The sequence below is a fragment of the Pseudolactococcus reticulitermitis genome, from assembly GCF_002260845.1.
Taxonomy (GTDB): Bacteria; Bacillota; Bacilli; order Lactobacillales; family Streptococcaceae; genus Pseudolactococcus; species Pseudolactococcus reticulitermitis.
Map to the genome: position 1 here is coordinate 18643 of NZ_BEDT01000001.1, position 22068 is coordinate 40710.

Genomic DNA, 22068 nt, shown 5'->3' on the forward strand with positions numbered 1-22068 from the left:
GAAAGTTTTTTACTTTGATATGATATTAGTTATTACCTGCCAAAAAATCAGCAGCTGCGCCAATCAAATTAGCATCGTTTTGAAACTCACAAACGGCGATTTTCGGCATGATGGTTGCAATTTCGACCTTGTCATAAACGACTTGCAGGGCTGCTTGAAGTTTTGGAATCAGGAAATCTGCCTGAGAAATGCCGCCACCAATCAAAACGATTTCTGGGTCAAGCGCATACTGTAAATTAAAGATAGCACGTGCTAGACTGTCAAATAAGGTGTCAACGCGTTCTTGAGCGTCTTTATCCCCCTTCTCCGCCAAGGCAAAGACTTCTTGTCCATTAAAGTCTGTCCCATGCGTTTCATTGTAATCTTTAGCCATGCGGACAGGGCTAGAGTTCGTTGATAAAGTTTTGTCCTTCATCAACATGAAACCAAATTCACCGCCCATGAGATGGGCACCGTGTCGGATTTTTTTATCGAGGACGACCGCACCACCGATGCCAGTTCCGATGACAAAGAAAAGTAAATCTTGATAGTCTTTTCCTGCACCGTAGGAAACTTCCGCAAGCGCTGCACAATTGGCGTCGTTTTCCACTGAAACTGGTAAACCAAACAGGTCTTCAAAGGCTGTTTTGATTGGAAAATGATGGATATAAGGAATGGCTGATGCGCCATAAATCACACCGTCAGTTTTACTCACAGCACCTGGACAGCTGATGGCAATCCCTGTTAGCTCAACTTGTTTAGAGATTTCATCTTTAATCGCTGTAAAGGTCTGGTAAAACGCCTCTAAGGTTGCAGGTGTGTCCTTCGTCCCTTTGTGTGCTAATTTTCCCTTGTCAAAACTGGCATACTTGATGGTTGTGCCACCGACGTCGATTGTTAAAAGTGCCATTTGTTTATTTCTCCATTTCTGATTCATGTAATTCAAGGCTTGAGCTATCTGCTAAGTCTTTAAAGAAGTAAGCTGATTTTTTAAGTGTTTTAATTTGTCTGCGAATATCGACTGAAATCAAACCGTAGCGATTGCGATAGGAATTGCGCCAGCTGAAACAGTCAATCGGCGTCCACAAATGATAGCCAAAGCAGTTACTGCCTTCGGCAATGGCTTTGTGGACATAATAAAGGTGTTCTTTGATGAATTGAATCCGATAATCATCCTTGATTTGATTGCTTTCAGAATCATAATAACGGTCTTCGCGACTGACGCCCATACCATTTTCAGAGACAAACCAAGGGATATTGCCATAGTTTTCTTGGATATTTTTGGCAATGTCATAGAGCGCTCGTGGATAGATTTCCCAACCTTTATCAACATTCATCCGAACACCACGTTTCTCGTATTCTTCGAAATATTTATTAGGCAACCAATCCACAGCTAGGGAATCAGACGAATATTTCGGCGCACGCGCACGATTGGGGTGATAGAAATTGACACCCAAATAATCAATGGTATTTTCCTTAATAATGGCTAATTCTTCTGGCGTCGACTCCCAAAGGACATTGTCTTTCCTCAAAATGTCAACGAGTTCGGCTGGGAATTCTCCCTTGACAGAAGCATCCATAAAGAGACGATTTTGCCACAAATCAGCAAAATGTGCTGCTCCTTGATCTGCCTCAGACTCACTGGCTGGATAATTAGGGGTCAAATTCAAAATCACACCGATTTTACCCTCAGGATTTTTGTTGTGCTTGCGAAAAGCCGCAATTACTTTTGCCGATGCTAGTTGCAAATTATAAGCCACTTGTACCGCTTTTTTCCCATCAACCAAATCTGGATAATGGAATTGGTAGAGATAACCACCTTCAACGACGACCATGGGTTCGTTGTGCGTGAACCAATCTGTTACACGATCACTGAAAAGCTCAAAACATTTTTCAGCAAATTGGACAAACAAATCAACGACATCTTTCGATTCCCAACCACCATATGTGTGAATCAAGTCAACAGGCACATCAAAATGGTGCAGGTTCATGATTGGTCGAATGCCTTGTTTAATAAATTCATCAATCACATCGTTGTAAAATCTAACCGCATCAGGATTGAGCGTACCCGTTTCCAAATCATCAATCAGACGCGTCCATTGAATAGAAGTTCTGACAGAATTTAGACCTGCTGCTTTCATCAAGGCGATATCGTTTTTATAGTCGTTGTAGAAATTTGACGCTGTATCAGGGCCAATACCATGCCAATATTTATCAGGGGTCATTTCAAACTCATAGTCAAAAATATTAGCGTGGGGTTTGTTAAAACGCCCTTCAGTTTGAGGACCAGATGTTGCGGCACCCCACCAAAAGTTTTGGGGGAAATTTAAAGTTGTCATGTTTAATCTACTTTCTATATAGTTTTATTGTAACAAAATTGCATCGATTTCTACAAGTTCTGCTGTCGAAAATGTGAGATTATCAATTTTAAATCACGCCGATTTCTTTCAGATATTTAATATTTGCTTCACCATCAACTCGCCCGAAAATTGTAAACGGGACGACCTCAATAATTTTGTCTGGATAGGCTTTTTTGGCATCCGCTTCAACATATCTGGTCTGTGGTCCGATAAGTATGGCATCGGCATTAGCACCCTCTGTCTCAATTTCAGCAACAGGATAGGCTGAAACGGTTCCTGAAATCCCTTGTTGATGTAAGGCTTCTTCCGTTTTCAAAGCCCAAAGTGAGGTTGAAAAACCACCTGCACAGAAAATTTTAATGACAAGTGCTTTGCCTGCTGAATTTATCGGATTTACCGCTACTTTTTCAGTCACTTCTTCTGCTATAATCGGCGCACTTTCTGGTACCGTTTGCTTTTTCTTTCCAAATAGACCCATTATTCCACTTCCTTACTTAAGATAAACTCAAAGGGTGACACTGGATAGCCAACTTCGTTAAAAAGGCTCAATTCTGGCGCATTTTGCCAACCATATCGGACGACTTTCGCGTCTGGTTTCAAGTTGATGATGAGCTGGTTTCCCTTAACTTTGGCAGATGTTTCTCTATCATCTATGCTGATAACAACTGGATAGTTTTTTAGTACTACCGTCTCTGCATTTTTGATAGTCAAAATCAGATGTTCTGCACCATGTTCAGAAATAAAGGCGTAAGGTGAGTTATCGTAATATTTGTTGTTGATAATCTCACCAATTCGCTTACCGACTTCTGACTTGTCGGTCGGATGAACGTCATCCTTGTCGCCTGTGTCAGCAGTCACGATGAGATGACTATGAGCATCTGCAAGTGCTATTTCGAGCTGAGCTTGCCGAATACCTGCCCAACTTTTAAGTGGCGTCTCATCAAAAATAGGAAGCTGCACGATATAGAATGGTAAATCTGGACTTTTCAAATCGCGTCGCCAGGTTTTCAGTAAAATCGGGAGTGTTTCCGCATACATATCTGGATAACGGCTATCTTCCTCGCCTTGATACCAAAGCACCGCCTTAAATGTATAGGGGGTAATTCCCTCAAACATGGTATGGTAAACGCCACTTGGTCGCGTGAAAATCTGCGGTGTTGACGGCGGTGGCCATGGACTACCACCAATCACTTCCTTAATTTCGCCCAAGGTCAATTCTGGATGTTCGCGCACCCACTTCTCTCGTAAGGCATAGTAGGTTTCCGCAGTCTCACGGTAGTCACTTGCTAGACGATCAAAATCTGCTGCTGTTTTGCCAAGGAGGGCTGCTTGATAAGGTTCAACCACATATTTTTGTGCCAATGGCGAGGCTTTCAAACTCTCCTCATCAAGCCAAGTTGTGACACTAGTGCCTCCTTTATTACAGGCAACTAGACCAACTGGCACATCTGGATGATTTTTTGCCCATTCAATCGCAGCATAATAACCAACTGCCGATAGCTCAGCAAGGCTTTCACGATTGACAGGTAACCAGCCTTGCCACTTGGCATCATCAGGTTTTGTCACACCATTTTCATCGAGATAGTCAACCTGTGGGACAATGACATAAGAGATATCATATTGACCAAAGTCCTTAGCGTCATGAACTGTTTCAAAATGCTTTTCTTGCGACATTTTGAATTCAATATTGGACTGTCCGCCTAGTAAGAAAACTTCACCGAACTTGACATCTGAGATGATGAGTGTGTCCTCTTTTTCAGTGATCACTTCTAATTCGCCACTGATACCATAGGCATGAGCTGGTAATTCAAACAAGAACTTACCCGTTTCGTCAGCCTGTGTTTGATATTGTTCATCACCAAAAGATAAACTGACAGAAATATTGCTTTGGGTAGTCCCACTAATCAAGACTGGCTCTTCTGCCTGTAAAACAACACCTTTGGTGATTAAAGGATTTAATCTTAACACAATAATTTTCCTTTCTGCGATTTTACTCTGTAAAATCTTGAAACTTGACCTACGCTGGCGCTCCGTCCAAGCGGGGGCATTCGCGAGCTTTGTCCGCTCAAAGACTTTCTGCGATTTTACTCTGTAAAATCTTGAAACTTGACCTACATTGGTGCCTCGTCCAAGCTGGGTCATTCATAATTCCTTATACTGTTTCGCTCATTTGTTGTGCTTCTTCCAATGCAACTTGTTTTTCATAACTCTTCATAAATGGCATAAAGATGATGAAATTAATGGCTAATAAAATCAACCATAAGGCACCTGCTTTCCAATCCATTGTCGATAGAATGGCATAAAGTGGTGCTGGCAAGGTCCAAGGAATAGAGACTGTCGTTTTAGCAATCAAACCAATATCTGTCAAGATATAGGCTGCTGCAACATTGATGAATACACAGATCAAACTAGGCAGCAAAGTCATAACATTCAAAACAGTTGGCACACCAAAGACCAGAGGTTCATTGATATTGAACATGGTTGAGGGAATTGCCATGCGCCCTAGTGACCGTAAACGTTTATGTTGATTGACAAAATTCAGATGTAGGATAATCGCCACATAGCAAATCGCAATCCCGAAGATAAAGGTGAAGTTCCCTGCGACGACATTGGGAACATCAGTGCCATTTTGATAGGCCTCTAGATTGGCAATCAGATTTCCTGTGAAAATCGGTGTCGTCACAAAACTCACCATGTTATCGCCATGAATACCGAAGAACCAGAAAATCACTGTCAATTCACAAATCAGCAGCATTGACGGCAATGAAGACGTTGCTGAAATCAGCGGTTGAAAGATGAAGAAAACGAGTTCAGTCAAGCCGTGATCAATCGTGTTTTTGAATAAGACATCAATCCCGACAAATATCACAGTATTGACCACCAAAGGAATCAAAATTTCAAAGGGTGCTGCAACCATTGGCGGGATGCCTTCCGGCATCTTAATTTTGACATTTTTCTTAATCAAGAAACGGTTGACTTCAACAACTAAGATGCCGATAATAACCGCTGAAAACATAGACGCAGAGCCTAGTTTTGATAATTCAAGAAATTTTGATTCATTGATTACTTCTGGTACTGCTGCGACCAAAAGAAAGACAAAGAGGGCTGTTAAAGCATTGGGAAGGGCGGGCATTTGATGTTTTTGCGCCAAACGATAGGAAACACCGGACACGACATAAACAGAGATGAGTCCGATACTCAAATCAAACGGTAGCGATAACAAGGCATTATTGGCATCGGCAAAATGTTTCCAAGCAATCATAAACTGAAAGAAAATATTAGTCGGGTGCATGGTTGCTAAATCAACAGGTGGATTAGCAATCATTAAGGCAATCCCGCCGACAATCGTGAACGGAATTAAAATTGTCAAGCCATCACGCAACGCTGAGAGATGGGTTTGATTGGAAATTTTGTTGGCAACTGGTACGACTTTTTCTTCCATTAAGTTTTGAAATTTATCAAAAATGCCGTGATGTGTCTTTTCTGACATCTGCAACTCCTCTGTATTCTATTTAATATTTTTATCAATCTAGATGTTGAATCTTGAACTTAAACTACGCCTTAAGTTCAAGCTTTTGTTTCTCTAATTTATCCGCCATTCGAACAAATGGAATATAGAGGAGCGTTGCAACCGTGAGACAAATGGCTTGGACAATCGCGCCTTTGAAAGAACCTGTATATAAAATTCCTGAAATAATCGGCGGCATGGTCCATGGTGCATTCATCGAAATCACATCAATAAAGCCAATTTTAGTAAAGAAGACGCCGATAAAGAAACAAAGTGGCTGTGAAATGACCATGGGAATCAAGTAAACTGGATTTAAAACGAGTGGCAAACCAAAGACAATCGGCTCAGAAATATTGAAGATTGCAGGCATGAGCGCAATTTTAGAAACCTGCTTTGAAGTATCACTTCGACTAACCAGAATAAGTGCAAGAACGGGGGCTAAAGCAATTGTTCCAGCAGAAACCGTTGAAAAATTCATAAACATGGTTGAGTAGAGATGATGCGCTTCACCTGCCATATTTTGCACATCATTAATATTCCAAGTCATGCCAAAGATGGCACCCCAGATAGAGGATGGGTGAATCCCGAACCAGAAGAATAGTAACCATGTAAATTGTGAAATAAAGGCAAAGGCTGGGGTACCTGAAATCATTTCAGCAGGTTTTTGGAGCAATGATAATAAAAGCTCAGGTAATGTTAAATCAAAGAAGCCTGTGCTAATTCCTGTTAAAACACCGAAGAACAATAGTGTCACAGTTCCTGGTAACAAGCTCTCAAAACTAGAGGCAACCATTGGTGGCACTGATTCTGGCAATTTGATTTTAAAATTCGTTCGTAACAGTTTATTGTATAAAAAGACTGCCACACCACCAACCAGAAGGGCTGAAAAGACGCCTTGTGTCCCAAAGAAAGCTGGATTAACCACATTTGCTAAGTCAACGGTTGTATCACCATTGACATAGCTCCAGTTCCATGGTAAACAGATAAAGAAGGCAGCGACTGCATAAAGAATACTCGTCAAATGCTCTGAATTATCTGAAAAGAAATTGCGGGATAGCACAAATGAAAAGACAATGACTAGCATGAGGGCAAAAACACTCAAGGTACCTTGCGAGATGAAATTGATGATGGTTTGAATATTAGAAAGACTTTTTGCAAAGCCACTAGCAAGCCATGCTTTCTCGCTACCTGCAATCAAAGAGCCTATATGTAGCCCAGATTTTGAGAAAATGAGCCCATTAGCTGGATCCAAAAATACTGAATTAATCATGATTGCAAAACCGGCAATCATCGTTGTAACAGATACGAGTACAAAGGAATCCCGCAGTGTTAATAAGAAACGATTTCCTGATATTTTAGCCACAATATCAGAAAATACAGTCGAAAAACTTTTTTTGTCACGCATGATGTAACCTCCGTTAATTTTTAGCAAGATGAAATAATTTTAAAAGTTAAGTTTTTCTAACGATTTGACAGCGCTTTCAAATCATTAGAGATACTCCCTTTAAAATTGTTGTTCTAGTTCAAAGCAAGATTTGGATGTCATTCAATCTTCTTGATAATTATTGACATCAGACCTTAAAATTAAATTCTCCTTTTGGCATTTGAAAATCATGTGAAATTAAGATAAAATATTTTCGAAAATTGTGTTGACATGTCCTTAAGTTCATTTTATCAAAAAAAATTTCAATGTTCAACACTTTTTAGAAATAAATTTTATTAAATTTCTAAAACCAGAAAAAATTTCAAAGAAAAAAAGCAGAGAACTGTTTCTCCACTCTTATGTTTTGCTACTTAGCACGCCTTTGATCCAGCTCATTTTTAACATAATAAGCGATACTTTCGGACAGGACAAAAAATAAAATACGATTATCCACTTGATAAAGTGAACCATTTTCCGAAATCTGCGCTTGGCCATTGGGTAAAATCAGTTCGATAGTGGCAAGTTCAGCTGCTTGACTTTCAGGATTTAGCGTGATTACAACGGTTTTAGCCCCAACTCGATTGGCGTTTTCAATGATTTCACGATAATAGTCATCAATCCCACTCACCGTGTAAATAATCAGCAGATAAGAGGCATCTAACACCTCTTTTAAATAATAAATTTGCGTTTGCGATGTGACTGCTTCAATAAAAAGGCCTTGGGTATAAAGTGAATAGACCAACTGTTCAGCGGGCAAACCTGAGTTCCCAATACCGATAGCCTTGACCTGTGGAGTATCTAAAATCAAGTTCGCCACCTGCCGCAAATCAGAATCATAAGCTCGCTTGCGACTGCGCTCAAGCGACGCCATATAAGTTTCTAAAACCTTGGTAAACAGCGTATCACTTTCTGAAACTTCCTTAGTTGCATCTGCCGTTTCTTCTTGTGCTTCCAAAGCTAAGATAAATTCCTTGAAACCCCGATAGCCTAGCTTTTTCACATAACGAATCATGGCTGCTGGGGACACATTTATCTTGTCCGTCACTTGCTGAATGGTGTGGGTTAAAAATAATTCAGGTTGCTTGATGACTGCTGTTGTGATGATTTTATCCGTTGGTGTCAAACCACTATAATTTAAACTCAAACGTTCTTTATAATTCATGATATATCTTTCTCTTTATATTTATCTAAATCCTAACATTTTAAGCTGTAATTTGCAATCTTCACACCACTCATCATTTCAAAATAATCGCCGCAATCATGGGGCTAACAATCACGTACATAATCCCTGTCACGCCGATAGATAGACCTGCCATGGCGCCTTCAATTTGCCCTAACTGCATGGCTGCACCTGTTCCAATGGCATGCCCCGTGCCTCCCAGCGCCACACCTTTCGCCACCCGATCCTTAATCCCAAATAAATCAAGCAACACAGGCCCGATAACTGAGGTTAAAATCCCAGTCGCCACAACAACAACAAGGGTAATCGTTATCATCCCCCCCATTTTACTGGTAATCCCGATGGCCATGGCGGTGGTGACAGATTTAGGAAAGAGACTAATGGCAAGGAAAAACTTCATGCCAAAGGCTTTGGCGAGGAGTGCTGTTAAGGTCGTATTGACGATAGCACCGATGGCAACACCTGCGATAATGCTGCGCGCATGGAATTTCATGAGTTTAAAAGCTTGGAATAGCGGTATGCCTAAAGCCACAGTTGAGGGTACAATCAAGGTATTGAGGTAAGAGCCGCCGACATAGTAATCCCTATAAGAAATGCCAGTAGCTTTTAGAAAAATAATAATCATGATAACCGCTAATAATAATGGTGTCGTTGCTGGGTTTGTCCATTTTTTATGGATTTGCGCCGCGATAAAATAAGCTAAAATAGACAGGGTCAGACCAAATAATGGATTGGCGACAACTTCTTTCATTTTTTATAATCCCCCTCAAAACGATGTTTGACAAACTGTGTCACAAAGCCAATAACGGCGATATTGACAACAATCGCAAGCACTGTAATCACAATAATCTGCCACCAATACTTGGAAATGGCATCCCAGTGGCTCATGATGCCGACACCTGCTGGCAAAAATAAAATGGTCATATTTTCAATCATGAATTGACCGGCATCATATATTTGACGAAGTCTGATGACTCGAAATTTAAGGGCTAAAAATAATAAAATCATCCCAATAATCGAACCTGGAATCGGAAGATTAAGACCCGTGGATAAAATTTCTCCAATCATCGAAAATAAGAGGATATACATGAACTGAAAATAAATTTTCATTGTAGCAATGCGACCTTTCTGGTAGATAAACTTATTATAGCGTTTTTTTCTGAAAATTACAGGAAAAATCTTGATTTTCTCACAAATAAAAAATCTGACTAGTTTCAGATTTTTTACAATATCTACAAATCAAAGATTGGCAATAATCGCTTGCGTAAAGTCAGCTGTTGTCAACTGTCCGCCTAAATCGCGCGTCGTCTGACCACTTGCGATAGCTTTGGCCAGTGCCGACTTGACAAGCGTCGCAGCTTCTCCCCAGCCCATAAACTCAAGCATCATCACACTTGATAAAATCAAACTTGAGGGATTAGCAAGCCCAAGACCTGCAATATCTGGCGCTGTGCCATGCGTCGCCTCAAAAATCGCGTGGCCCGTGATAAAGTTGATATTGGCACCTGGTGAAATGCCGATGCCGCCAACTTGTGCCGCTAAGGCATCCGAAATATAGTCGCCATTCAGATTAAGCGTAGCGACCACTTGATAGTCTGACGGATTGAGCAAGATTTGTTGCAGGAAATTATCCGCAATGGCATCATCGACATAGATTTTACCGTCAGCTAAAGCTTGATTTTTCGCAGCTTTAGCTGCCTCAATCCCATCTTGCGCCTTAATTTGGTTAAAGGCATCCACCGTGAAAGTCGGATACTCACTTGCGACTTCATAGCCCCATTTCTTAAAGCCACCCTCGGTAAATTTCATGATATTGCCTTTATGAACAAGCGTCAAGCGTGTCTTGCCATTGGCAATTGCATGGTCGAAGGCTGCTCGAACCAAGCGTTTTGTCCCATCTGGCGACACAGGTTTGATGCCAATGGCGGAAGTCTTGTCAAAACGGATTTTATTGATGCCAAAGTCAGCCTTTAAAATCTCAATTAAACGACGGGCGTCTGCACTTTCACTTTCAAACTCAATCCCAGCGTAAATATCCTCTGTATTCTCACGAAAAATCGTCATATTCACATTTTCAGGACGCTTAACAGGCGAGTCAACACCCGTGAAATAAGCCACTGGGCGAACATTGGCAAAGAGATCAAAATTTTGACGCAAGGTCACATTCAAACTACGGAAACCACCGCCAATTGGTGTCATCAAGGGGCCTTTGATGGCAATGAGGTTGTCTGTCAGGCTCGCCAGTGTCGCTTCGGGTAAATAATCCCCCGTTGTCTCAAAAGCTCTTTCACCCGCCAGCAATTCCTGCCAAATAATTTTTTTCTCGCCAGCATAAGTCTTTTCGACTGCTCTATCCACCACTTCAATCATGGCAGGGGAAATATCAATCCCCACACCATCGCCAGTTATATAAGGAATTTCAGGATGATTGGGAACGTTTAACTTCCCGTCAATCATTTCAATCTTTGTCATCTAACACCTTTTTCTTAATTACCATTTGCAAGATACCACCATTTTCATAGTATTCTAAATCAGCTTGCGAGTCAAAACGTAATTTTGCTTGGAATGTTTTGTCGTCTGCCTGAACTGTAATCAGTTGACCGATTTCTGGTTTTTCAGGGAAATCAAAGCTATAGCTTTCAAAACCTGTCAAACCAAGACTATCTGCGGTTTCACCAGCTAAAAATTGCAGTGGAATCAAGCCCATCATGGCGAGATTACTGCGGTGAATCCGCTCAAAACTTTCAGCAATGACGACTTTAACCCCTAAAAGATTCGTCCCTTTAGCTGCCCAGTCACGAGATGACCCCATCCCATAGTCTTTACCAGCTAACACGACAAGCGATGTCCCGTCTGCCTTGTATTTCATGGCTGCATCGTAAATCGGTAGCACGTCTTCACCGTATTTGGTCACGCCACCTTCAATGCCGGGTGTCAATTGATTTTTAATGCGAATATTAGCAAATGTCCCACGTGTCATGACTTTATCATTCCCACGTCGGCTACCATAGGAGTTAAAATCACGCGGTTCAACGCCTGCTGCAGCGAGAAATTCTCCTGCTGGTGATTTCATGGCAATGTTACCAGCAGGGCTGATGTGGTCTGTTGTGACAGAATCGCCAAATTTTGCCAAAACACGTAAATTCGTGAGTGGGGCATGACTAGCATTGTCAGCTAAACTTAAACCGTCAAAATAGGGCGGATTGGCCACATAAGTTGAGTGGTCATCCCAATCATAAGTTTCAGATTTTGATGATGTGATGTCATTCCAGGCGTCATTGGCATCAAAAACATGGGCATAGTAGGTTTCATAGAGCTCACGTGTGACATATTTATCCACTTCTGCCTTAACGGTTTCATAGTCGGGCATAATATCTTTGAGGTAAACAGCCTGACCATCTTGGTCCGCGCCTAGCGGCTCCGTCGTCAAGTCTTTTTTGACATTGCCCGCAATGGCGTAAGCCACAACGAGGGGTGGACTAGCCAAGTAGTTGGCTTTGACAAGAGGGTGGATGCGGCCCTCAAAGTTTCGGTTGCCGGACAGCACCGATGTCACGAGCACGTCTTGGTCGATAATCGCTTCAGATACGTCGTCAGCAAGGGGGCCTGAGTTTCCGATGCAGGTCGTACAGCCATAGCCAACGACATCAAAACCGAGGCTGGCGAGAGGGGCTAGTAAACCGGCATTTTCGAGGTAGGCGGTCACGACTTTGGAGCCAGGCGCCAGTGATGTTTTGACTGTTTGCGGGACGGTCAAGCCTTTCGCCACGGCATTTTTGGCTAAAAGTCCCGCCATCATCATCACATAGGGATTACTGGTGTTGGTACAAGAGGTAATGGCGGCAATCGCGATGTCGCCTTCTTGCATGAGGGTGTCAGCTTTAGGTGGGGTAGTCGCAAGGTCTTTTGAAAAGGTCTTAAATTCAGAGGCCATTTGTCCTAAAGCAATCAAGTCTTGCGGACGTTTAGGGCCGGATAGATAGGTTTCAATCGTTGCCAAGTCAACTTCGATGACTTGGTTGTAAGCCGCTTCTTTTGTGGCATCGTAAAACAAATGATTAGCTTTGGCGTAGGTTTCAACTAGGGTCACTAATTTTTCATCTCGATTAGTATTGGTTAAATAATTCAGCGTTTCATCGTCAATCGGGAAGAAGCCACAGGTTGCCCCGTATTCTGGTGCCATATTGGCAACCGTGGCACGGTCTGCAAGGGTTAAACTAGCAAGACCTGGTCCAAAATACTCAACAAATTTACCCACAACATTTTGGTCGCGGAGAATTTTCGTCATCGTCAAGGCTAAGTCGGTGGCTGTTGCAAGGGGATTAAGCTTGCCGACAAAGCGCACGCCAATCACTTCAGGCATCGGGAAATAAGAGGCTTCGCCCAAAATAGCAGCCTCAGCTTCAATCCCACCGACACCCCAACCCAGAACGCCAAGCCCATTAATCATAGTCGTGTGGCTATCTGTTCCGAAAACCGTATCTGGCAGTAAGACGCCGTCCTTTACACTGACAACGTCTGACAGATATTCGATATTGACTTGGTGAATAATCCCTGTTGCAGGTGGGACAACTCGGAAGTTTTCAAAAGACTCTGTCGCCCATTTGAGAAATTCATAACGCTCGCCGTTGCGTTCAAACTCTCGTTTGGCATTAAATTGTAGCGCTTGCTCTGAACCCGAACAATCCACTTGGAGGGAATGGTCAATGACCAAATCAACAGAGACTTCCGGATTAATCAACTCAGGCTGACCGCCTAATTTTTTAACTGAATCGCGCATGGCAGCGAGATCCACAACTGCTGGTACACCCGTAAAATCTTGCAGGATGACACGGCTAGGCTTGAAAGGAATTTCACCCGAATCTAATGTTTGACCATCATAGCGCTGTAACTTTTCCAAATGTTCTGAGGTAAATTTGACACCATCAAAATTTCGGAGAATGCCCTCTGTTAAAATCCGCAAAGAATAAGGCAGCAACTCAATCTTTTCAATAGCAGCTTGAATATCAAAATAGCTGTAATCAGTCCCATTAACTGTCAACGTTTTCTTATAATTTTTCGATGTCATGCGTTCCTATCCTCTAATTTTATATAGTTTTTCGTCTTTAGTACACTTTCATAAGCCGGTCGGATAATTTTATTCATATTCAGCATTTCTTCCATACGGTGGGCACTCCAACCGACAATCCGCGCGATGGCAAATAAAGGCGTGAAAAGCTCCTCAGGGAGACCTAACATTTTGTAGACAAAGCCACTATAAAAGTCGACATTGGCCGATACGCCCTTATAGATATTCCGTTCTTGAGCGATAACTTGCGGTGCAAGTTGTTCAATTTTTTTATAAAAATCATATTCGTCATGCAAGCCTTTTTCTTCGGCAAGCTCTTGGACGTAAGATTTGAGGACTTCTGCCCGCGGATCAGAAATGGAATAAATGGCATGCCCCATCCCGTAAATCAAGCCCTGTTTATCAAAGGCTTCTTTGTTCAAAATTTTACGTAAATACTCAGAAATTTCTGCTTCATCACATGGATTATCAAGATGATGCCAAATGTCATCCAACATTTTCGAGACTTGGATATTAGCACCACCATGTTTCGCCCCTTTAAGGCTGGATAAAGAAGCGACGACTGAGGCATACGTATCCGTGCCAGAGCTGGTCACAACGTGCGTCGTGAAGGTCGAGTTATTTCCACCGCCATGCTCCATGTGCAAAATCAAAGCTAAATCCAAAACTTTGGCTTCGATGTCTGTAAACTGCTTATCTGGGCGCAAGAGACGCAAAATATTTTGCGCTGTCGTCAAGTTTTCATCTGGATAGTGGATATAGAGACTTTCACCATTTTCGTAATGATTGTAAGCCTGATAGGCATAGATTGCCAGTAATGGAAAATTAGCAATCAAGCAAAGCGATTGGTCTAAGACATTTTCCAGCGTCATGTCACTCGCCTGAGCATCAAAAGTCGCCAAAGTCAAAATACTTCGGCTAATCGAATTCATGATGTCACAAGATGTCGCTTCCAAAATAATGTCCCGCACAAAGTCTTCTGGCAACTGCCGTTTTGCTGCCAGTAACTGGGTAAATGCTGTCAGTTCGTCAGATGTCGGTAGTTCACCAAAAAGGAGCAGGTAGGTAATCTCTTCAAAACCAAATCTGTTTTCCGCTTTGAGATGCGATGAAATATCTTTAATATTGATGGCACGATATTCCAAAATGCCAGGCATGGGATCGCCATTGGCATCAAAAGAGTGGATGGCTGAAATATTCGTCAGACCAGCTAAAACACCTTTACCATTGAGATCACGGAGACCTTTTTTGACATCAAATTTTTGATAAAATTCAAATGGAATAATCGAATTTTTTTTAATCTTTTCTGTATAGTTACTCATAGTAGGAATCAACCTTTCGAATGAATCTTCTGAAAATTTTGATATTGCCTTATTATAATTCATTTTAAACAGTTTGACAAGTTTTTGCCAGCATTTTATTTCGCTTTTTATTATAATTGTTCGTATTTTATTTCTGCTGCTAATCAGGTATCAAAAAACTTCATCAGAGTGTCTGACGAAGTTGATTGGCTAATGCTTTAATTTTTCTGAGGCGATGATTGACGCCTGATTTGCCTAAAGGTATCGCTAATTTTTGCCCTAGCTCAACAATCGTTGCATCGGGATGCGCAATCCTAGCCACTGCAATCTCTCGTAGATTATCCGGTAATTTGTCCTGACTTTGTAAGAATTTAATGTCCTCAATCGCTGATTGGGCTGCGTTGACTGTTTTACCGATATTGGCAGCCTCAAAATTAGTCTGACGATTAGCGGTGTTGCGCATGTCGCGGACGATTTTGGCGTCTTCATACTTAAACCGTGCGGCGTTGGCGCCAATTAGGCTGAGAAAATCGATAATCATCTCAGAATTTGACAAATAAGTCATGACACGCGTTTTTCGAGCGATAAGCTTGCTTTTGATGCCAAAATTTTCTAGTAAATACTGCAAGTCTGACGCATGTTCCTCGTAATAAGAGGCGATTTCCAGATGATACTTACCATTTTCAGGATTGGTCACACTGCCACTGCTCAAGAAAGCGCCACGCAGATAACCGATGGCTTTTTTTTCATCGAATTTAACACTGTCGGGAACGCCATGATCCAGCAAGAGACTGTCAGCTAACTCGAAACGATCTAAAACTTCTGACACCTTATCTTTGACCATCAAAGTATAAACCCGATTTTTAGACAGGGTCGTTTTTTGATGTGTCTTGATTTCGGATTTGATGCCGTATTCATCTGATAAAGTCGCATAAATAAAACGTGCTGTTGTCGCATTTTCAGTCGTGACAGAGAGGCTCAAACCATTTGAAATGCCCAGCACGCCATTCATCCGAATCAGCGCAATGATAACGCCATCTGTAACTCGCAGCTGGGTCAATTCTTTCTTAACATCCGATGAAAAACTCATTGACTGCGACGCTCACTGATGCGCATGATTTCTTCTGTGACGGCATCGCCATTATGAAAGGCACCGCCATCTACTAATTTCAGAAAATTCGCCGAAATCACGCGCACTTCTTCTGCCTGTAAGCCACCAAAATCATGCGTCACTTGAACCAGATATTCATCGAATTTATTGGTATTCATGTAGGCGTCTGGAACGGTCTCAACATTAACCAAAACGGTGTCAATGAAGGGCACGCCAACGTGTTCATGTAAAATTCTAACGTGATCAGCGTCAGTAAAATTCTCTGTTTCGCCACGCTGGGTCATGATATTACAGACATAGACGACTTGCGCTAGCGTTCTCACCAGTGCCTCACGAATTTCAGGAATAACCACATTCGGCAAGATAGACGTGAAAAGACTACCAGGTCCCATGACAATCATATCTGCCGCCATAATGGCATTGACCACATGGCGTGATGCGGTTGGCTGTTCGTCATTACAAGTATTGGTCACATAGACATGGTCGATTGTTCCGGGATAATCTGCAATCCGGCTTTCGCCAACGATTTCTGTTTTATCTTTAAAAACGGCGTGTAAGGTCAGAGCTGATTCGCTTGACGGCAGGATACGACCTTGAACATGGAAAAATTTAGATAAAATTTTAAGGGCATTATAGGTCGAGCCTTGCATCTCAGAAACGCCCGCAATCACGAGATTACCAATCGGGTGACCACTAAGTGGCCCGTCAGTATCTTTAAAACGATACTGAAAAATTTGCCCGTAAACGCTTGGCATATCGCTCATAGCGACTAGGACATTACGCAAATCACCTGGCGGGGCAATGTCTAGCGTGCCTCTGAGTTTACCAGAACTGCCGCCGTCATCAGCCACTGTCACAATCGCCGTCAACTCAACATCTTCTTTTCGTAAAGAGTCTAAAATGACTGGAATGCCTGTTCCGCCGCCGATGACAACAATTTTTTTCTTTCTCATGAGCGGTTCACCGTCTCCTTTCTTCTGTCTTTGTCGCGATGGCTGAGATTGACCAACCAGTCTTTGCTTGCTAATTCATCTGAAATACGTTTGGCAAAGGCGACACTTCGGTGTTGACCGCCCGTACAGCCTATCGCAATCACTAAAACAGATTTACCTTCTTTTTCATAGCCAGGGATAATCGGATTGAGCATGGTCATCAAGTTGGTGTAAAACTCCTCAGATTCTGGCGCATCCATAACATAATGGTAAACAGCATCGTCAAGTCCTGTTTGATTCCGCAATTCTGGGACATAGTGCGGATTGGGTAAAAATCTCACATCAAATACTAGGTCGGCATCCAATGGCAACCCGTATTTGAAACCAAAACTCATGACTTCAATTCTAAACGGTGCTTTGGTATTTTCTGTGGCAAATTGTTGGGTCATTTGCGAGCGTAGATTTCGGGGCGTTAATTCTGTTGTATCAATCACATTTTGGGAGAATGATTTGAGCGGCAATAACAATTCACGTTCACGCATGATGCCGTCCAAGACACGACCGTCTTCTGAAAGCGGGTGACTGCGCCGTGTTTCTTTATAGCGCGCCACCAATTCCTCGTCAGAACTGTCTAAAAAGAGCAGCCTAAAATCGACCTGTGGATTATCTGATAGGTCATTGACAATGTCAGATAAGGCGTCAAAAAAGCTACGGCTCCGCATGTCCACTACCATTGCTACCTTATCAATATCACCACTTTCAGAAGTCGTCAATAAACTGATAAATTTCTCAATCAAATTAGCTGGCATATTGTCAATCGTAAAGTAGCCCATGTCTTCAAAAGACTGAATGGCGACCGTTTTACCGGCACCGCTCATGCCTGTGATAATCACTAAATTAATTTTTTGCATTTGAAAAACTCCTTTTCGTTTTAAGCCATAAAACACACCAAAATGCTAGATAAATCACGCCGAAAATCATGAAACATAGCATGAAATAGGTTTCAGGTAAGATATTAATAATTGGATCCGTTGCGGGATCAAACAGCCAAGTGCTATCTCGGAAAAAGATTTGATGAAAACTAATGAAAATCGACTCAAATCCACCAAATAAAGCGACAACTGCGAGCAAAATCGGTATCAGTAAACAAATTTTTATCCCTTGATAAAACTGGCTATAACGCTTTTTCTTGATAAAGTTGATAGCTGGTACAAGCAAAACCACTGTAACAAGCAAGGCTAATAGAAAAAGTAGCTTAACATCAGCAAAGTGTTTCAGTCCAGCTTGCGAACTCTTAAAATCAGGCATGTCTAAATTTTTAACCATTGGATTGAGTAAGTAGCTCATCAATCGATTAAAATTATAGCTAATCGTTTTTGGACTGAGATAGGTCAGCTCTGGTAATTTAAAGATAGTGATTAAGCTGTGAAATAAAGGAATAGCAGCCAAAATCGTTAAACTGGCACTTACTGCGATTGACCAAATCATCGTGAGCAAAAAGTAAACTTTAGCTTTCATAAGGGTCACTCATATCATCCACTCATCAAGCGTTGCGACAACGTGTGTCGGTGCAATCGGCAAGTTAGGGACTTCTTCTGGTCTTGTAAAGCCAGTCGTCACGAGCAAGGTGTCAAGGTCATTATCAATACCGGCACGAATATCGGTCAGGTAATTATCCCCAACCATCAGCAACTCACGACGGGCAATGCCAATCCGCTCAACTGCTTTGTTCATGATAATGGCGTTTGGTTTACCGATAAAAATCGGTTTGACCCGTGTCGCAACTTCCAGTAATTTATTGAGACTACCCGCACCAGGTAAAAGACCACGTTCTGTTGGAATGTTTAAATCAGGATTGGTCCCGATAAACATGGCACCTTTGGCAATGGCAAGCGTAGCTAAGGTCAATTTTTCATAAGTCAAATCATTATCCAGTCCGACGACTACATAGGCAGGATTTTCAGTATCCCGTTGGTAGCTGGCGTAGATTGCCGACTTCAGACCAGACTCGCCAATCACATAGGCTGTCTTGCCTTTCGCCATATCATCCATATAGGCTAAGGTTGCCAAAGTCGCTGTATAAATCGTTGCCTCAGACGTCGTGATGCCAAATTTTTCTGCTAACCGTGCCTGGACTTGCGCCGGTGTTTTCGTCGTATTATTGGTCACAAATAAATGGGGCATATTCTTTTCTTGTAGGCGTTTGACAAATCGCGTGCCTGCCTCAATCCGGTCTTCGCCAAGATAAATCGTGCCATCTAAATCAATCAAATAACCTTTATAGTTAGTCATCTTATTTTTCTCTCCAAGTCATCTCAGCCTGAGCATGCTTGCCTTCCGATGCAATATCGTGAAAGGACTGCAGTCCCACTAAGTCCACACGTGATGTCACGGTTGCGCCATAAAGCACTTCCTTGCTGTATTTCAAGTGAATTTTCGACGGCACATGGCTGCTCAAAAAATCATAGCCCAAGACATCCGTCATCCAATCAAAATACTTACTATTATTGACATGGTCATTTTGGTCAATGTCATTGAACCGCACATGATAGTCCTTTTCGAGGGTCGTAGCAGACAAAGCCGTGTACTTGTGACCACGGATAATCTTCGCTATTTTCTCAGACTGATAAGGGGCGACAATCTCATTTTCGACATGAACGACCTTTCGGCTCTCAATGTCAATCAAGACAAAAGTTGAATGTATCGTTAGAAGTTCATCCCCATTTTCAGCATAAAAAACAAAATCTCGGTAGCAGAAAAATTTATTATAAGATCTAGCAAAGGTTGCAATCGTCATCACTTCGCTAAATCTCGGCAGACGATGAATGGTTACCTCGTACTCAACGACCACCCAACCGTAGTGATAGGTCTCTTTTAACCAGTCATCACTGACCCCAAGACTATGCGATTGTTCACCAGAAACTTGCAAGGCAATATTGAAAAGGCTCGGCAGTTTCATATTGCCATTGGCATCACTTTCATAATAGGGCACAGTATATTTTTTCGTGTAAGTTAGCATACCTTTATTTTACCAAAAAAACGCCCAAAATGGCGTTTTGTGAGTAGTTTATCTTTAACTATCTTTAAGTGAATTACGCTCAATTTATTTGACCAGTTGCCCATGATTAAAGAGCTTATTATAATCTTCAATATTTGCGACGCGATTAAAGTCTAAGCTACCATTAAACCCGTTCAGCCGACCTTTATCAGTGTACTGATGCAAGTCATAAGGGATGGTCGTATTAGGCGATGCATCCCAATAGCCCGTATTCCCGCCGTAATGCGCCAACCAGACACTGCTAAAAGGTGTCACATCTAATTGATTGGCTGTGACAAACCAATCTTGGGTGTAAATGCCGATATTTTTCGCGCCGAGCTTAGCCAATTCGTCTCGAAAAGCTTCAATCCCCTGATTGAAATTTTGCTTCATCGTCACTTCTTCGACATCTAACCACCAATAAGTAGGTTTATATTTCTCAGCACGTTCATAAAATTTCTTGGCTTCTTGTCGCATTTCTGCGTTAGATGTACCATTGACAAAAGCATAAACCGCAACGGGGACATTGCGCTTTTGAAACTCTTGAATGTGGGTATCCATGGCCTTGTCTTTGCCATTTTGATCCGCCGCATTATTTTTTTTCTTCATACTAATGCCATGCTGCACACGCACAATGACACCATTGATTTGTTGCGACAAGGTATCGTAATCCATCTCTGACGGCAATTGCCAACCAGAAATATCAATGATGGGTTTGTTGAGGTTGATCCCGTGGTCAAGTGAAACCTTGGTCACCGTATCATTTTTAGTAGTATCATCTTTAGCCGTATCATTTTTTGTGATATTTAGCTTAACAAAAAACGTGGCGAGGGCAAGTGACAAAATGATGGCCAGCAAAAAACCTGGCGGTTTTAAATGTTTTCGCATCATATTCATTGTTCCATTATATCAAAATTTTCTACTCATCGTCTAGTATAAACGCCTCAAATACACTATTGCCAAGCATTAGCCCCTGCCGGGTCATGAAAATATAGTCTCCTGATTGTTCAAGCAGTTGCTTTTCTATCAAATTTGCGACGATTTGACCATAAATCACCTCGAAATCTTGATTAAATTTTTCAGAAAACTGTTTGGTATTCACGCCCGATTTCTTCCGTAGCCCCAAAAACAATTCTTCTGCCATTTGCTCTTTCTGCGTGAGCTTTTCTTCGACAGCTTGTTTGTCCGCATGTTCCAGATAATGGTGAATCGGCACATGGTTCTTATAGCGAACACCATTGACATAACCGCTCGCCCCAGCGCCAAAACCATAGTACTCAGCGTTATCCCAGTACATGAGATTATGCGCGCTTTCGTAGCCGGTTTTCCCGAAATTCGAAATCTCATAATGGTCATAGCCCGCAGCCTCAAGGCTATCGATAATGTAGTTATACATCTCGAAATCGGTATCTTCACTCGGCAAATCAAGGCGACCACGACGCATTTTATTCATGAAAATGGTGTGGTTTTCAAGAATCAGTGAATATAAGGCAACATGAGGAAGATTTAAACTCAGAATATGTTTGATGTCTTGTTTAACATCAGCCATGGTCTGACCGGGTAGGGCGTAAATCAGATCGATTGTAATATTGTTAAAGCCTGCTGCTCGAAGTTTTGCCACATTGTCAAAAACATCTTGCGCACTGTGACTGCGACCAATTTTTTTGAGCAGTTTATCATTAAACGTCTGCACGCCTAGCGACACTCGGTTGACCTGATTTTTTTTGAGGACGGCAATTTTCTCATCTGACAAATCGCCAGGATTAGCCTCCACGGTAAATTCTTGGAGTTTGCTTAAATCAAGATGCTGTGTCAAGCCAGATAGCAGTCTGTCAAGTTGCTCAGCAGATAGCGCCGTTGGCGTCCCACCACCGATATAGAGTGTGTTGAGTTCCCTGATATTTTCAGCCGCAACCTCCGCTAAAAGTGCTGTGATATAGGCGTCGACGGGTTGATTTTTGATATAAACCTTGGCAAAATCACAATAGTAACAAATTTGCGTACAAAAGGGAATGTGGACATAGGCTGAGGTGGGTTGGTAAGGCGCTTTTTTCATTGATATTCTTTCATTTCTTCTTGGTATAGAACAAGTCTCAAAGTTCATTATGCGTTTTTTGAGAAAGCATGTCAAGTTTGAGACACTTGTCAGAGTTTTTTGCTCTAGCTCAT

20 protein-coding genes are annotated in these 22068 nt (G+C 42.0%); all 20 read right to left on the reverse strand.

What is annotated here, in order from left to right:
- Positions 1-25 precede the first annotated feature (25 nt).
- On the reverse strand, positions 26-889 hold the full coding sequence (locus RsY01_RS00080; RefSeq protein WP_094783531.1) for an ROK family protein: 864 nt from the start codon (positions 887-889) through the stop codon (positions 26-28).
- A 4-nt stretch (positions 890-893) separates the two neighbouring features.
- Positions 894-2318: a glycoside hydrolase family 1 protein gene (locus tag RsY01_RS00085; RefSeq protein WP_094783532.1), complete on the reverse strand. Its 1425-nt coding sequence runs from the start codon at positions 2316-2318 to the stop codon at positions 894-896.
- A gap of 88 nt (positions 2319-2406) precedes the next feature.
- Entirely contained in the window at positions 2407-2817 is a 411-nt protein-coding gene (locus tag RsY01_RS00090) for a PTS sugar transporter subunit IIB (protein WP_094783533.1), read from the reverse strand.
- Complete coding sequence (locus tag RsY01_RS00095) at positions 2817-4481, reverse strand: sialate O-acetylesterase (protein WP_094783534.1); 1665 nt, start codon at positions 4479-4481, stop codon at positions 2817-2819. The genes RsY01_RS00090 and RsY01_RS00095 overlap by 1 nt, the downstream gene beginning before the upstream one ends.
- Positions 4482-4491: 10 nt before the next feature.
- Entirely contained in the window at positions 4492-5829 is a 1338-nt protein-coding gene (locus RsY01_RS00100; protein WP_094783535.1) for a PTS sugar transporter subunit IIC, read from the reverse strand.
- A gap of 64 nt (positions 5830-5893) precedes the next feature.
- Positions 5894-7252, reverse strand: a complete 1359-nt coding sequence (locus RsY01_RS00105; RefSeq protein ID WP_094783536.1) for a PTS sugar transporter subunit IIC — start codon at positions 7250-7252, stop codon at positions 5894-5896.
- A 385-nt stretch (positions 7253-7637) separates the two neighbouring features.
- Positions 7638-8432 carry a MurR/RpiR family transcriptional regulator gene (locus RsY01_RS00110; RefSeq protein WP_094783537.1) on the reverse strand — a complete coding sequence of 265 codons (795 nt, stop codon included), beginning with the start codon at positions 8430-8432 and terminating at the stop codon, positions 7638-7640.
- A 73-nt stretch (positions 8433-8505) separates the two neighbouring features.
- Positions 8506-9201: an LrgB family protein gene (locus RsY01_RS00115; RefSeq protein WP_094783538.1), complete on the reverse strand. Its 696-nt coding sequence runs from the start codon at positions 9199-9201 to the stop codon at positions 8506-8508.
- Positions 9198-9560, reverse strand: a complete 363-nt coding sequence (locus RsY01_RS00120) for a CidA/LrgA family protein (RefSeq protein ID WP_094783539.1) — start codon at positions 9558-9560, stop codon at positions 9198-9200. Before RsY01_RS00120 ends, RsY01_RS00115 begins: the two co-directional genes overlap by 4 nt.
- Positions 9561-9689: 129 nt before the next feature.
- On the reverse strand, positions 9690-10922 hold the full coding sequence (gene icd / locus RsY01_RS00125) for an NADP-dependent isocitrate dehydrogenase (RefSeq protein ID WP_094783540.1): 1233 nt from the start codon (positions 10920-10922) through the stop codon (positions 9690-9692).
- The gene (gene acnA, locus RsY01_RS00130; RefSeq protein WP_094783541.1) at positions 10909-13518 is read right to left on the reverse strand and encodes an aconitate hydratase AcnA; all 2610 of its coding nucleotides are present in this window, start codon (positions 13516-13518) and stop codon (positions 10909-10911) included. The genes icd and acnA overlap by 14 nt, the downstream gene beginning before the upstream one ends.
- Complete coding sequence (locus tag RsY01_RS00135; protein ID WP_094783542.1) at positions 13515-14840, reverse strand: citrate/2-methylcitrate synthase; 1326 nt, start codon at positions 14838-14840, stop codon at positions 13515-13517. The genes acnA and RsY01_RS00135 overlap by 4 nt, the downstream gene beginning before the upstream one ends.
- A 163-nt stretch (positions 14841-15003) precedes the next feature.
- On the reverse strand, positions 15004-15909 hold the full coding sequence (gene whiA / locus RsY01_RS00140) for a DNA-binding protein WhiA (protein ID WP_094783543.1): 906 nt from the start codon (positions 15907-15909) through the stop codon (positions 15004-15006).
- Positions 15906-16883 carry a YvcK family protein gene (locus RsY01_RS00145; RefSeq protein ID WP_094783544.1) on the reverse strand — a complete coding sequence of 326 codons (978 nt, stop codon included), beginning with the start codon at positions 16881-16883 and terminating at the stop codon, positions 15906-15908. The genes whiA and RsY01_RS00145 overlap by 4 nt, the downstream gene beginning before the upstream one ends.
- A complete protein-coding gene (rapZ, locus tag RsY01_RS00150; protein WP_094783545.1) occupies positions 16880-17773 on the reverse strand; it encodes an RNase adapter RapZ in 894 nt (297 codons plus the stop codon). The genes RsY01_RS00145 and rapZ overlap by 4 nt, the downstream gene beginning before the upstream one ends.
- Positions 17760-18380, reverse strand: coding sequence for a TIGR01906 family membrane protein (locus RsY01_RS00155; RefSeq protein ID WP_094783546.1), 621 nt, complete (start codon positions 18378-18380; stop codon positions 17760-17762). Before RsY01_RS00155 ends, rapZ begins: the two co-directional genes overlap by 14 nt.
- Before the next feature lie 9 nt (positions 18381-18389).
- The gene (locus RsY01_RS00160; protein WP_094783547.1) at positions 18390-19154 is read right to left on the reverse strand and encodes a TIGR01457 family HAD-type hydrolase; all 765 of its coding nucleotides are present in this window, start codon (positions 19152-19154) and stop codon (positions 18390-18392) included.
- Position 19155: 1 nt separating this feature from the next.
- Positions 19156-19881: an acyl-ACP thioesterase domain-containing protein gene (locus RsY01_RS00165; RefSeq protein WP_094783548.1), complete on the reverse strand. Its 726-nt coding sequence runs from the start codon at positions 19879-19881 to the stop codon at positions 19156-19158.
- A gap of 84 nt (positions 19882-19965) precedes the next feature.
- The gene (locus tag RsY01_RS00170; RefSeq protein ID WP_238594923.1) at positions 19966-20787 is read right to left on the reverse strand and encodes a glycoside hydrolase family 25 protein; all 822 of its coding nucleotides are present in this window, start codon (positions 20785-20787) and stop codon (positions 19966-19968) included.
- A 31-nt stretch (positions 20788-20818) separates the two neighbouring features.
- A complete protein-coding gene (hemW, locus tag RsY01_RS00175; protein ID WP_094783550.1) occupies positions 20819-21955 on the reverse strand; it encodes a radical SAM family heme chaperone HemW in 1137 nt (378 codons plus the stop codon).
- Between the last annotated feature and the right edge of the window lie 113 nt (positions 21956-22068).

What these genes read in the sequence shown, in the direction of transcription:
- RsY01_RS00080 (WP_094783531.1), bottom strand. Translation starts at nt 889, where the DNA reads ATGGCACTTTTAACAATCGACGTCGGTGGCACAACCATCAAGTATGCC.
- RsY01_RS00085 (WP_094783532.1), bottom strand. Translation starts at nt 2,318, where the DNA reads ATGACAACTTTAAATTTCCCCCAAAACTTTTGGTGGGGTGCCGCAACA.
- RsY01_RS00090 (WP_094783533.1), bottom strand. Translation starts at nt 2,817, where the DNA reads ATGGGTCTATTTGGAAAGAAAAAGCAAACGGTACCAGAAAGTGCGCCG.
- RsY01_RS00095 (WP_094783534.1), bottom strand. Translation starts at nt 4,481, where the DNA reads ATGACCCAGCTTGGACGAGGCACCAATGTAGGTCAAGTTTCAAGATTT.
- RsY01_RS00100 (WP_094783535.1), bottom strand. Translation starts at nt 5,829, where the DNA reads ATGTCAGAAAAGACACATCACGGCATTTTTGATAAATTTCAAAACTTA.
- RsY01_RS00105 (WP_094783536.1), bottom strand. Translation starts at nt 7,252, where the DNA reads ATGCGTGACAAAAAAAGTTTTTCGACTGTATTTTCTGATATTGTGGCT.
- RsY01_RS00110 (WP_094783537.1), bottom strand. Translation starts at nt 8,432, where the DNA reads ATGAATTATAAAGAACGTTTGAGTTTAAATTATAGTGGTTTGACACCA.
- RsY01_RS00115 (WP_094783538.1), bottom strand. Translation starts at nt 9,201, where the DNA reads ATGAAAGAAGTTGTCGCCAATCCATTATTTGGTCTGACCCTGTCTATT.
- RsY01_RS00120 (WP_094783539.1), bottom strand. Translation starts at nt 9,560, where the DNA reads ATGAAAATTTATTTTCAGTTCATGTATATCCTCTTATTTTCGATGATT.
- icd (WP_094783540.1), bottom strand. Translation starts at nt 10,922, where the DNA reads ATGACAAAGATTGAAATGATTGACGGGAAGTTAAACGTTCCCAATCAT.
- acnA (WP_094783541.1), bottom strand. Translation starts at nt 13,518, where the DNA reads ATGACATCGAAAAATTATAAGAAAACGTTGACAGTTAATGGGACTGAT.
- RsY01_RS00135 (WP_094783542.1), bottom strand. Translation starts at nt 14,840, where the DNA reads ATGAGTAACTATACAGAAAAGATTAAAAAAAATTCGATTATTCCATTT.
- whiA (WP_094783543.1), bottom strand. Translation starts at nt 15,909, where the DNA reads ATGAGTTTTTCATCGGATGTTAAGAAAGAATTGACCCAGCTGCGAGTT.
- RsY01_RS00145 (WP_094783544.1), bottom strand. Translation starts at nt 16,883, where the DNA reads ATGAGAAAGAAAAAAATTGTTGTCATCGGCGGCGGAACAGGCATTCCA.
- rapZ (WP_094783545.1), bottom strand. Translation starts at nt 17,773, where the DNA reads ATGCAAAAAATTAATTTAGTGATTATCACAGGCATGAGCGGTGCCGGT.
- RsY01_RS00155 (WP_094783546.1), bottom strand. Translation starts at nt 18,380, where the DNA reads ATGAAAGCTAAAGTTTACTTTTTGCTCACGATGATTTGGTCAATCGCA.
- RsY01_RS00160 (WP_094783547.1), bottom strand. Translation starts at nt 19,154, where the DNA reads ATGACTAACTATAAAGGTTATTTGATTGATTTAGATGGCACGATTTAT.
- RsY01_RS00165 (WP_094783548.1), bottom strand. Translation starts at nt 19,881, where the DNA reads ATGCTAACTTACACGAAAAAATATACTGTGCCCTATTATGAAAGTGAT.
- RsY01_RS00170 (WP_238594923.1), bottom strand. Translation starts at nt 20,787, where the DNA reads ATGCGAAAACATTTAAAACCGCCAGGTTTTTTGCTGGCCATCATTTTG.
- hemW (WP_094783550.1), bottom strand. Translation starts at nt 21,955, where the DNA reads ATGAAAAAAGCGCCTTACCAACCCACCTCAGCCTATGTCCACATTCCC.